This window comes from Streptococcus sp. 27098_8_12, assembly GCF_041432115.1.
Taxonomy (GTDB): Bacteria; Bacillota; Bacilli; order Lactobacillales; family Streptococcaceae; genus Streptococcus; species Streptococcus parasanguinis_V.
In genome coordinates, this window is sequence record NZ_JAPVZA010000013.1 from 65,315 (window position 1) to 77,855 (window position 12,541).

Below are 12,541 nucleotides of genomic sequence, written 5' to 3' on the forward strand. Positions count from 1 at the left end.
ATGGGGAAAGTCTCCACCCTCTTTACCTGATGACATAAAGGAATGGAATATGGGAAAAAGATTATTTGATAAGAGAAATCGATTTGGCATTCGTAAACTCTCAGTAGGCGTCTGCTCGGTAGTCGTAGCGACTTGTTTTTTGGGAGTGACTACCAGTTACGCAGAGGAACAAGCTGAGAATAGTGAACCACGTGAAGAACGGGTTGAAACGAGCAATGCAGGAGATCAAGGAAAGGAGGAGAAAACTGTGAACGAGCACCAAGAAGAATCAGAACAGCCCTCAGCAGCTACTAGTGAGAAAGAAAATCGCACAGTCAGTCAAGGGACAGAAGCAAGCCAACCAGCCACTTCTCTAAACGAGGAGACTGAGATTGCGGATTACGGACCACTTCCAAGCAAGGCTCAGATGCAATACCACCGCGAAGAACTAGCAGCTTTCATCCACTTTGGGATGAATACCTACTACGATCGTGAGTGGGGAGATGGGCAAGAAGATCCTTATTATTTCTATCCAGAGCATCTGGATACCGATCAGTGGATCAAAACCCTGAAAGACGCGGGCTTCAAACGAACCATCATGGTCGTCAAGCACCACGATGGCTTCCTCTTGTACCCATCCAAATACACCGACCATACAATTGCTAAAAGCGGTTGGAAGGAAGGGAAAGGCGATATCCTAGCCGAGGTTTCTGCTTCTGCCAGCATGTATGACATGGATATGGGGGTCTACCTCTCGCCTTGGGATGCTCACAGCCCGCTCTACCATGTGGATACAGAGGACCAATACAACGAATACTATCTCAACCAGCTCAAAGAAATCCTTGAAGATCCAAAATATGGTAACAAGGGCAAGTTCGTAGAAGTCTGGATGGATGGTGCGCGTGGCGATGGGGCTCAAAAAGTCACCTATACCTTTGACAAGTGGTTTGAAGCCATTCGCAAGGCCCAAGGGGATATTGCCATCTTCTCAGCTGAGCCGACCAATGTTCGTTGGATTGGAAATGAAAAGGGGATTGCCGGAGATCCTGTTTGGCAAAAGGTCAATCCAGATAAGATCCGCAACAATCCATCCAATAGCTACCTCAATCACGGGGATCCGGAAGGGAAGCAATACTCAGTGGGAGAAGCCGATGTCTCTATCCGCTCCGGCTGGTTCTACCATGACAATCAAGAACCTAAGTCCTTGCGCGAATTGATGGACATTTACTTCAAATCGGTCGGCCATGGCACCCCGCTTCTGCTTAATATTCCACCCAATCAAGACGGAAAATTTGCGGAGGCCGATGTAGCCCGTTTGAAAGAATTCCGCCAGACCTTGGACCAACTCTACAGTGTGAACTATGCGGCAGGAGCTTTGGTCGAAGCTGACTCGACACGACGCAATTCTCTCTACAAGGCTAGCCATTTGACAGATGGCGATGAAAAGACCAGTTGGGCCCCGGCTGATGATGCCAAGACCGGATCTTTTGTCCTCGATCTTGGAAAAGAGCAACACTTTGATGTGGTAGAGCTCAAAGAAACCATCGAGAAAGGCCAACGGATTTCTGGCTTCACCATTGATGTGGCAGTGAATGGGCAATGGGTTCCTTATGGAGCTGGCTCAACTGTGGGATACCGCCGATTAATCAAAGGGCAACCAGTTGATAGTCGCTATATCCGGGTGTCCATCACTGATGCCCAAGCCACTCCAATCTTGAACGGAGTCTCTGTCTATAAGACGCCAGCTAGCATTGAAGAAACTGATGGCTATCCGCTTGGTTTGACTTATCATTCTGACCGGACTGCTGACCGGGCCAATGGTCAGTGGAATGAAGAGGGAGAAGGCGTTCGAGGTACCTCTATGTGGACCAAGGAAAAGGGAGCTTCGGTGACCTATCAGTTTGAAGGCACTAAGGCCTATGTGGTCGCAACTGTCGACCCTGGTCATGGGGAAATGGATGTCTATGTCGATGGACAAAAGCTAGCGACCGTCAATACCCAAAGCCCAAGCCGCAAACGTAGCCAAAAGGTCTATGAAACACCGGACTTGGCAGCAGGATCTCATACCTTGACCTTGGTCAATAGCAAGGGAGATGCGATCGCAACGGAAGGGATTTATGCCCTCAATAACCAAGAAAAGGGTCTCTTTGAGTTTGCTCAGCCAACTCTAGCTGTTAAGAAAGGCGACCCAGCGCAAATCCTCGTCAAGAGAAAAGGTGGCTCTAAAGGAAGTGCCAGTCTGAAATTAATCACAGAACCAGGAACAGGGGTTCATGGCAAGGTCTACAAAGATACCAACGTCACCCTTGAGTTCGCAGATGGCGAGACAGAAAAAACAGTCCAAGTTCCAACCCTTGATTTTGCAGGAAAAGCAACCGATGTCTATGACTTTAAGGTCAAATTGTTGCATCCGGATCAAGGAAGTCTGGTCGGCTTTATTCCAGAACTGACAGTCCAAGTGATGAACGAGGACCTGCTTCCAGAAAATCGCAAAGAAGTAGATGACCAAGATCCAAAACTGCATTACAGTGAGGGTTGGCAGCACGAGACAGACAATCCAAACTTCTCAAATGGCACAGAATCTTGGTCTAGCTTTAACCAAGTGACCGATGAAGAAGGCAAGAAACACATTGAAGTGACCATTACCTTTAAGGGCACCGGCGTGGAGGTCCGAGGAGTGGTTGATCCAAGTCATGGGCTCTACAGCGTCACCCTGGATGGAAAAGAAATGGCCTTCGAAGAAGGTCGGGGCCATGATTATGAGATCGAAGGCGATCATTATTTCAGTGGCTACGGAGATCAACGCAAGCTCGACCAGAGTTTGGTCAATCTACAAGGCCTAGCAAAAGGCTACCACCAGCTACGCCTGCATCTGGATCCAGCCCTCAATGATCCTCAGTCATCTAGAGCCATCCAGGTGGACCGATTTGTCCTCTCAGGGAAAGATAGTCAGCTGCTCAGTCAAGAAGAGCTGCAACAGATCATCAGAGAAGGAGTAGAAAAGATCAAGGCTACTTCTCTCGATCGCTTGAAAGCAGACCTCAAACCGACGGTTCAAGGACAATTGACGGACTTGACTCAGTTGTTGGATCAAGAGCGACCAGATTTGGTTGCTGCAGCTAATCAAGTGGAAGCCCTTGAAACCACCTTAGAAGATGCTCACAATTATGAACCCCTGGCGCAGACACGCCCAGATCAAGGTGTTCGAGATCTGATTCTTGAAAAGCCAGAGCTTCTCATCGAAGCAGAGGAGATTCCATTTGAGAGTCAAACGCGTGAGAACAAGGACTTGGCCAAGGGCGAGAGCCGGATCCTTCAAGCAGGGAAGGTCGGACGCCGGCTGAAATTGATCGAGGTTCGACAAGAAGGCAAAGAAATTCGGACAGAAGTCGATGCCTTTGTCGAAGTGGAGGCTCAGGACCAGATCACAGAAGTTGGAACGAAGGAAGCGGAAGAAAGTCCGTTGATAGCTGATATGCCGACTCCAACCACTCCTGTCACTCCAAGTAAGGAGCAGCCAGAAGTTGCAACTTTTTCTCAAGCAGAAGACAAAAAAGAAAAAGAAAGACCAGTTTTCTTCCAACCGAAAACCCCAGAAGCAGTTTCTGTTTTGACTTCAGATCATCCGGAAAAAAAAGATGTTGAAAGTCCTTCTCTACAATCGGAAGGAAAACTTCCTCAAACCGGTACAAAAGAAAGTGGTTTCTTTGCTTGGTTAGGCCTTCTTGGTCTAGGTTTCTTGGGTGGAGGCGCCAAATTCGCTCGTCGCAAAGAGTAGTTCCTTCTTCGCATAAGAGGTTAGTTCTCACTAGCCTCTTTTGTTTTGCCTTCTTAAGAGATTCCGATTTCCATGGAGTCTTTGCTTTATTTACAGCCGTAAAAATTGTATAATAGTCAAATAAGGTCAATGATGAGAAGGAACACTCCAAGGCCATTTTTTATGGGCCAAAGAGTAGAGCATCCATCTAGAAAAAAACAAGCCAGAAAGGAGCATCATGGCAAATAAGAACACATCTGATAGCATTGAAGCTTATATCAAGGCCTTGCTGGCTCAAGCTGGCATGGCAGAGCTCAAAAGAAGTGAGTTAGCCGATGTCTTTCAGGTCGTACCCAGTCAGATTAACTATGTCATTAAGACCCGTTTTACCGAGAGTCGAGGCTATATTGTAGAGAGCAAACGCGGTGGGGGTGGCTATATCCGCATTGGCAAGGTCCAGTTTTCAGATCACCATCAGATGCTCCAAGACTTGGCAGCCAATATTGGAGAAACCATCAGCCAGCAGGTCTTCAATGATATCCTCCAGATGCTCTATGAAGAAAAATTATTGACAAGACGTGAAACGCAGCTCTTGCTTGCGACGACCTCCGATGAGGTCCTAGGTCGAGATGCTCTCATTCTACGAGCAAGTATGCTGAAAAAAATCATTCAACAAGTAGATAGAAAAGGAAATACCGACTAGATGAACTATTCAACAGCACTGTTAGAAAGTATAGAAGCGGCCCAAATACTAGCAGGCCACTATCAGGGACATACCTTAGATACTTGGCATCTCCTGACGGCTATGGCCAATAATCCCTATAGCGTGGCAGGTTCTGTACTGAACGATTATCCTATGCAGATCGATGAGTTTCAGGATGCAGCGGAGCATATTACAGGCCAAGCTTTTCAAAGCGACAATCGGTATGAAATCTTCCCATTTTCTTATCGGATGGAAGCCATTATGAAGCACGCAAGAGAGATTGCCCAGGTTCTTCATGCCAAGACCTTGGGAACAGAGCATGTGCTCCTCTCTCTTCTAGCGGACCGTGGGACCTTGGCGAGCCAAGTCATGGAGTTTGCCGGCTTTGCCTTTACAGAGCAAGACAAGGGAGTCCCTATTGCCTCCCTTCGCAAGAATTTAGAAGACAAGGCAGGCTGGGACAAGAACGATATCAAAGCCATTCGGAGTCTTTATCGGGCTCAAAACCCTAACCGACAAACCATGGGAAATATGATGGGCATGCCACCAAGCACCAGTGGAGGTCTTGAAGATTATACCCGTGATTTGACAGAAATGGCGCGTGCAGGCCAGCTTGAACCTGTGATCGGCCGGGATGCAGAGATTTCACGCATGATCCAAATCCTCAGCCGCAAGACGAAGAACAATCCTGTATTGGTGGGAGAAGCAGGGGTCGGGAAAACTGCCCTTGCCTTAGGTCTGGCTCAGCGGGTCGCTAGTGGCAATGTTCCAGCTGAAATCGCGCAAATGCGTGTCTTAGAATTGGACCTCATGAATGTTGTTGCAGGAACGCGCTTCCGTGGGGACTTCGAAGAACGGATGAACAATATCATCCAGGACATCGAAGAAGACGGTCACGTGATTCTCTTTATCGATGAACTGCATACCATTATGGGGTCAGGATCCGGCATTGATTCGACCTTAGATGCAGCCAATATTCTAAAACCAGCCCTGGCACGGGGAACCTTGCGTACAGTTGGGGCAACGACCCAAGATGAGTACCAAAAGCATATCGAAAAAGATGCAGCCCTCTCTCGGCGTTTTGCGAAAGTCACCATTGAAGAGCCAAGTGTTGCAGATAGCATCCAGATTCTCCAAGGCTTGAAAGAGACTTATCAGGACCACCATCATGTGACCATTACCGATGAAGCGATCGAAACAGCTGTCAAATATGCTCACCGCTATTTGACCAGCCGTCAATTGCCAGATTCAGCCATTGATCTCTTGGATGAAGCGGCAGCTACTGTACAAAACCGCGATTCCAACGGTCACGTAAAAGAAGAGTTGACCGCCTTGGATCGGGCCTTGATGGACGGCAAGTGGAAGAAAGCAGCCCAACTCTTACAAGTAGAGGCCGCTCCCATTGTCTACAAAAAAGAAGTCACTGACCAAGATGTCTTAGTGACCTTGAGCCAATTATCTGGTATTCCAACTCAAAAACTGACTCAAACCGATGCCAAGAAGTACCTCAACTTAGAAACAGAATTGCACAAGCGCGTGATTGGTCAAGACCAAGCCGTTTCGAGTATCAGTCGGGCTATTCGACGCAATCAATCAGGTATCCGTAGCAACAAGCGTCCGATCGGTTCTTTCATGTTCCTGGGACCTACCGGTGTCGGAAAAACAGAGCTAGCCAAAGCTTTGGCGGAAGTTCTGTTTGATGATGAATCGGCCCTCATCCGTTTTGATATGAGTGAGTATATGGAAAAATTCGCAGCGAGCCGCCTCAACGGTGCCCCTCCAGGCTATGTGGGCTACGAAGAAGGAGGCGAGTTGACCGAGAAAGTCCGCAACAAACCGTATTCGGTCCTCTTATTTGATGAGGTGGAAAAAGCCCATCCAGATATTTTCAATGTCCTTTTGCAAGTCTTGGATGACGGAGTCTTAACCGATAGTAAAGGCCGGAAGATTGACTTCTCCAATACCATTATCATCATGACCTCAAACCTGGGAGCAACAGCCCTTCGGGATGATAAGACAGTTGGCTTTGGTGCCAAAGATATCCGCTTTGATCAAGCTAATATGGAAAAACGCATGTTTGAAGAGTTGAAGAAGACCTATCGTCCAGAGTTTATCAACCGGATTGATGAAAAGGTGGTCTTCCATAGTCTCTCAAGCGAGGACATGCAGCAGGTGGTGAAAGTCATGGTCAAACCGCTCATCGCGACCTTGGCCGAACAAGGCATGACCCTCAAATTCCAGCCTTCAGCGCTCAAGTTGCTAGCAACCAAAGGCTACGATCCAGAAATGGGAGCTCGCCCACTGCGTCGTGTCTTGCAGACCGAAGTGGAAGATCAACTAGCAGAGCTATTGCTGAAAGGCCAAGCCCAAGAAGGACAAACGATCAAGGTTGGAACGACAGCCGGAACGATCAAGTTTGAGATTGTCTAGGAGGATGTCATGACGCTTCAGCGATTAACCCGTATTTCGCTTTTGGCGGCCCTTTGTGTCGCTCTACGTCAGGCTTTTGCCCCTTTCCCAAATGTCCAACCTATTTCTGCCATCTTTTTTCTCTTGGTGATATTTGAAGGGTATAGCTTTGCTTTTCTTGTGATGATGATCACCATGTTTGTCTCCGCCTTTTTCCTGGGGATGAGCCTGATTGTGTTCTTTCAGATTGTCGCCTTTGGCTGTTTGATGCTCATTTGGCGCATCAGTTACAAGTGGTTGCCCTTTGTCCTTCAGATCCTTTTTGTAGGCCTACTGTCCTTTGCTTATGGGGTCTTGATCGATAGTGTTTATGCCTTGATATACCATATTCCTTGGTGGACCTATGCTTTGGTCAATGGTTTTAGTTTTAACCTTGCCCATGCTCTGTCGACGATCATTTTCTATCCCATTATCTATCAAATCTTTAGGAGATTTTATGTTGAAAAAAACCATTTCTAGCTTGATGACCTTACTTGCAGCTCTTCTTTTAGCGAGTTGCGCTCCGTCTCATAGCACAAACCATCAAACAAGTGCTTCTAGCACAGAAGTTGCCAAGAAAAACGAAATTTCGATTACGATTAGCGTGACGCCAGAAGGTCAAAAAGCGCAATCGAAAACCTTGAAAGTAGCAGAAGAGAGCAACCTCATGAAAGTGCTCAAAGCCAACTACAAGATTGAAGAAAAAAATGGCATGATCACCTCGATTGACGGTCACAGCCAAGATGAAGCCAAAGGTCTTTACTGGATGTACAAGATCAATGGCGAAATGGCTCCAAAAGGTGCTGCTGAAACCACCGTTAAAAAAGGGGACAAGATCGAATTCTATCAAGAAGTGTATAAATAAGAAAAGCTGGACAGTATGTCCGGCTTTTTTTTGCAAAGTTTAGGAACTTACCTAAAATTTCTTTCAAATTAGAAAAATATTTGAGAAACTATTGACAGCCTCATATAACAGTGTTACAATAATGTTACAAAATATTACAAATGTTACAAAAAAGAGGTTCTGTTATGAAAAACAAAAAAATCATTTCCCTAGCAGCCCTAGCTTTGACAGCTAGTCTTTTCCTAGGAGCTTGTGGCGGGAATAAAGAAGAAAAAACTTCAGAAGCAAGCAGTTCAAAGACCAGTCTGGTTAAACAAACCAGCTCTTCTTCTAAGAAAAAAGTGATCACTAGTAAAGATCCGATTGCCTCTTCATCCTCTGATAGCAAATCAGAAGAAAGTCATACTGTTGGTAGCAAAAATAACCAAGCAGCAGCTAGTCAAACACCTGCTCCAGCTAAAGAAGCGACACCAGCAGCACCCGTAACAAAAGAAACAAAAGAAGTAGCCACTCCAGCAACACCAGCGAAAGCAAAATTGCCAAGTCTAGAAGACGGTCATGCCCATGCTAAGAAGCAAGCTTCTGCTACTGAGAATGCCCAATACAAGGGAGTCTATTCTGTAGCAGCAGGGGATTTCTCTGCAGCAGCTGGGAATTGGTCTGACAAACGCGACACTGGAGTCACTATTGGCCAAGGTGGTCAAGTGACCATCCAACTTCCTGGGGGCCAACCCGTAGCCTATGGTATCAGCGCTTATAACTATACCTTGGATGACGGCCATTACCATGCTAATCTCTCAGCAGGCGATGGGTCTGCGGCGACTCTAGATATCGTAGTTGGAAAAGATGGCTCAGTATCTAGTGTGACGGTTCTGAAAGACGGTGTCAGCCACTCCCTCACTCGTGAATAAAATGCGAAAGATCTGAAAGGAGAAGCTTCTCTTTTCAGATCTTTTTTTGTTGATTTGAAGAAAAATATATTTTTTTATAAAAAACTATTGACAGATAGAAAATATAGTTTATAATAAAAACATAAAGAAAATCTATTTATAAAAAATTATAAAAAGGAGTTTATATGAAAAAAGAAAGAATTGCCCTGGTTTTTGGAACCTTTGCGCCTCTTCATCAGGGGCATATTGACCTGATCCAGCGGGCCAAGCGTCAGTGTGATCGCGTTCGTGTCATCGTATCTGGTTATGAAGGGGACCGTGGCGAAGAAGTCGGGTTGACTTTACAAAAACGCTTCCGTTATATCCGCGAAGCCTTCTCTAATGATGAGTTGACCCAAGTCTATAAGTTAGATGAGACAGAACTTCCTCGTTATCCCTTGGGCTGGGAGCCTTGGTTACAGACAGCCCTAGACACCATCCAGTATCAAACAGAGACAGAAGAGTTGATCTTTTATGTAGGGGAGAAAGCCTATAAGGAAGAGTTGGAAGCTAGAGGGTTTGAAGTTCACTTAGAAGAGCGCCGCTTCGGGATCTCTGCTACCATGATCCGGGAAAATCCAAGCAAATACTGGAAATATATCGCTCAGCCCTTCCGTCGCCAGTTCACAAAAAAAGTTTTGATCATGGGGAGCGCCAGCAACGGGAAAACGACCCTTGCAAAGGACTTAGCTCGCTTTTACGATGCACCTGTTAGTCTTGAGTATGCCCGTGAATACCAGATCAAGAACAATGTGCGGGATGATGAGCTCACGCCAAAAGATTACTATTACCTACTCTTAGGACAGTATGATCAAACCTCTAAGCTCATCGATAGTAGTGCCAATCGAGGCCTTGTCATCGCCGATACCAATTCCCTGGTAACCAAGGGTTATTACGACTACTACATGGAAGTCGAAGGCCAGGATACCAGCATGACCGATACCTTTGACAACCTCTTTGTCAGTATTCTCTCCAAAGAAAAATGGGATTTGATCCTTTTTGTACAGCCGATCGGCTCTTATGTCAATGATGGCTTCCGAGACATGACCATGGCTGACGAAGAGATCCGCACCAGCTTTTCAAATTACCTGGACCAATTGCGCCAGCAATACCTAGGAAACATTCCGACTACTTTCCTCGCATCAGACTACCTCGGCAACTACGAAGAAGCCAAGAAGGTGATCGATGCCATTTACCAAGCCGACTAAGGAGCAGCTTATGAATCACCTAATGAACAACCTATCTGAAAAATTCACAACCTTTATCCAAGACTTTAAAAATGTTCACCAAGAAGCGAAAAAGCAGGGTTTTGTCAATATTATGAAACTCCTGTGGAAGGACCTTTTTGTGGGACGTACAGCCTTTCAATGGATCTATCTCCTGCTTCTTTCCAGCGTTCCCTTCTTCTTAGAATGGACCAATCATACAGGACAGCATGATTGGCTGGGACTGTTTGCCTCTTGGACAGGCATTGTCTGTGTTATCCTGGTTGCCGAAGGGCGTGCTAGTAACTACCTCTTTGGAGCAGTGAATTCCGCTATCTACCTTGTTTTAGCCCTCAATAAAAACTTCTACGGGGAAGTTCTGACAACTCTTTATTTCTTCATCATGCAACCGATCGGTCTTTATGTTTGGCTCTCTAATCGGATCAATGATCAAGGTAAGGTCGAAGAATCTCACTTTGAAGCCAAGAAATTGAACTTAATCGAGTGGATGCGCTATTTGGCCTTGTGTGCTGTGATTTGGATCGGTATGGGCTTCGCGTATCAAAGTATCCATAGCGCTCGCCCTTTCCGTGATAGTATCACCGATGCGACCAACGGGGTCGGCCAGCTCCTAATGACCCGCCTTTACCGGGAGCAATGGATCTTCTGGATTGCGACCAACGTCTTTAGTATCTATCTCTGGTGGGATCAGAGTCTTCACATTCAAGGGATGTACTGGGTTTACACGCTCAATAGTTTAGTAGGCTGGTACCAATGGACCAAAGCCCTCAAGAAGGAGGTGGTTTAGATGGCAAGTCTCTCGATTCCAGCAGGAATGACGGAGAAAGAGTATTTTGAGACGGTCGCTAGTGAAGCAGACTTTCTCAAGTGGTACAAGGAGCAAGATCTGCCGACTTATGAAACTCCAAGTGTCACAGCGGACATGGTAGCTTACTGTTTTGTTGAAGGCAAGCTCAAGCTCTTAGCCATTCGCCGCAAGGCCCACCCTTATCAACACCGCCTCGCCTTGGTGGGGGGCTTTGTGAACAAGGATGAAGATGCGACTCATGCCTGTATCCGAGAAGTCAAAGAAGAAGTTGGGCTCGATCTGCCAGTGAATAAGGTGGAGCAGCTCATGACCGTTTCCACCCCTGAGCGGGACCCCAGAGGCTGGGTCATTACCATTGCCCATCTGGTCTATCTGCCGGCAGAAGCAGTAGACTTAGCCCATGCAGGTGACGATGCCAAGGAAGTTGTTTTTCTCGATGTCGATTTCAAAAAGTCCCAGTGTTTGCTCGATGGAGAACCCTTAGCTGCTTCTGATTTTGCCTTTGACCACTACCAGATTATTCAAGAGTCGATCAAGCGGATTCAGGGGCGTCTGGACTGGAATCCAACCTTCCTCTATCTGTTAGAGGAGCCTTTCACCGTTTATGAAGCAACCGAGTTGGTCAATCTGATCAATCCTGGACGCCCCATCGTTAGCAATAACTTCCTCGTGAAATTCGGAGAATTCGTGGAAGAAGTGGGTGTCAAGCGAGTACCTAAGAAAAAACCACGCAAGACCTATCGCCTGAAACAGTAGATCGAGCGGGGTTCATTCTACCAGCCCTCCCTTACTTATAGTAACGGAAGGGCTTTTTCTGATTTTTCCTGCTCCACTTGTGTGCAAAGTGGTATAATAATCATAATTGAAATCAAAAGAGACAAGACTATGGAAGAAAAAATAATTTTACCACAAAATACACGACTGATGGGGGCTCTGCTTGGTTTTATAGGAGGAGGCCTCGATGTCTTTTGCCACATGCACTATCGGAGTTTGGTCGCGACCCAAACGGGGAACCTACTGCTTCTCATCGCTGATTGGCACGATCCCCGTGTCGAAAATACCATCATGCGTTTTTCATCTATTTTATTTTTCTCGATCGGCTTTGTGGTTGCCCTCCATATCAGAGAGTATCGCAAGACAGCCTTTTGGCGGACCAAGATGTTGATTCCTTTGTTTGTGGTGACACTCCTGATTCCCTTGGTGTCTGTCATACCACCTGTAGAAGTTCCCTTTATTGCTTTTGGGACAGGGATGATGATGTTGACCTTTACAGGGAGCCTCATCGAAAATCACCCTTATGTGATCTTTATGACTTCTGGAAATTACCGCAAGATGCTGACGGCCTTGTACCGAATCACTCGAGGAAAGGGAGATTTGGACGAGTATCGCAGACAAGCGATGAATTACGGGATTGTCGTTGGAAGCTTTGTTGCAGGAGCTATTAGTGTAGCCATCCTCATGCATTTCATTCACCAATGGGCCATCTGGCTGATCACAGTGAACCTCTTTTTGATCATGACCTACTACACCGCCAGAGTTAAACAACTCGGCCTGCAAACAGACAATCTATAAAAACAGGACCTCACATGAGGTCCTGTTTTAGATTAATGACAAAGTCATCTTAGAAACTTTCCTTAGGTGAGTACGGACGTCAGCGAACTTCGAAGAAGTTCCATGACTTAGTTTTGAGCCTAAGGTCTCAAAACTCCCGAGTGCCTGAAACAATCGTGTTTCAGGCACCTTTCTCACAGCGGAAAGTTTCGGTATTTTTTTGATTCGCTCAAAAAATTAAAACATATTTATATTTCTTTGCAGAATTGCTTAACTTATTTTATTTAAAAATAGTA

General features: G+C 46.2%; 10 protein-coding genes. All 10 read left to right on the forward strand.

The features are described 5' to 3' along the window. Positions 1-49: 49 nt before the first annotated feature. The 10 genes from O3629_RS06740 (at position 50) to O3629_RS06785 (ending at position 12,266) form a co-directional block, all read left to right on the forward strand. Entirely contained in the window at positions 50-3,757 is a 3,708-nt protein-coding gene (locus O3629_RS06740; RefSeq protein ID WP_371495739.1) for an alpha-L-fucosidase, read from the forward strand. 217 nt (positions 3,758-3,974) lie between these two features. Then, complete coding sequence (locus O3629_RS06745) at positions 3,975-4,439, forward strand: CtsR family transcriptional regulator (RefSeq protein WP_371495741.1); 465 nt, start codon at positions 3,975-3,977, stop codon at positions 4,437-4,439. Next, positions 4,440-6,869: an ATP-dependent Clp protease ATP-binding subunit gene (locus O3629_RS06750; RefSeq protein ID WP_371495743.1), complete on the forward strand. Its 2,430-nt coding sequence runs from the start codon at positions 4,440-4,442 to the stop codon at positions 6,867-6,869. A gap of 9 nt (positions 6,870-6,878) precedes the next feature. Then, entirely contained in the window at positions 6,879-7,367 is a 489-nt protein-coding gene (locus O3629_RS06755) for a hypothetical protein (protein ID WP_003002175.1), read from the forward strand. Beyond that, complete coding sequence (locus O3629_RS06760; RefSeq protein ID WP_371495746.1) at positions 7,345-7,752, forward strand: DUF4430 domain-containing protein; 408 nt, start codon at positions 7,345-7,347, stop codon at positions 7,750-7,752. Before O3629_RS06755 ends, O3629_RS06760 begins: the two co-directional genes overlap by 23 nt. A gap of 164 nt (positions 7,753-7,916) precedes the next feature. After that, positions 7,917-8,642, forward strand: a complete 726-nt coding sequence (locus O3629_RS06765) for a hypothetical protein (protein WP_070675808.1) — start codon at positions 7,917-7,919, stop codon at positions 8,640-8,642. A 164-nt stretch (positions 8,643-8,806) separates the two neighbouring features. After that, positions 8,807-9,868 carry an AAA family ATPase gene (locus O3629_RS06770; RefSeq protein WP_023919820.1) on the forward strand — a complete coding sequence of 354 codons (1,062 nt, stop codon included), beginning with the start codon at positions 8,807-8,809 and terminating at the stop codon, positions 9,866-9,868. A 22-nt stretch (positions 9,869-9,890) separates the two neighbouring features. Next, positions 9,891-10,673, forward strand: a complete 783-nt coding sequence (pnuC, locus tag O3629_RS06775) for a nicotinamide riboside transporter PnuC (protein ID WP_371495750.1) — start codon at positions 9,891-9,893, stop codon at positions 10,671-10,673. Further along, on the forward strand, positions 10,674-11,450 hold the full coding sequence (locus O3629_RS06780; RefSeq protein WP_021154052.1) for an NUDIX hydrolase: 777 nt from the start codon (positions 10,674-10,676) through the stop codon (positions 11,448-11,450). Positions 11,451-11,579: 129 nt separating this feature from the next. Further along, positions 11,580-12,266, forward strand: coding sequence for a YoaK family protein (locus O3629_RS06785; protein WP_049474201.1), 687 nt, complete (start codon positions 11,580-11,582; stop codon positions 12,264-12,266). The last annotated feature ends 275 nt before the right edge of the window (positions 12,267-12,541 follow it).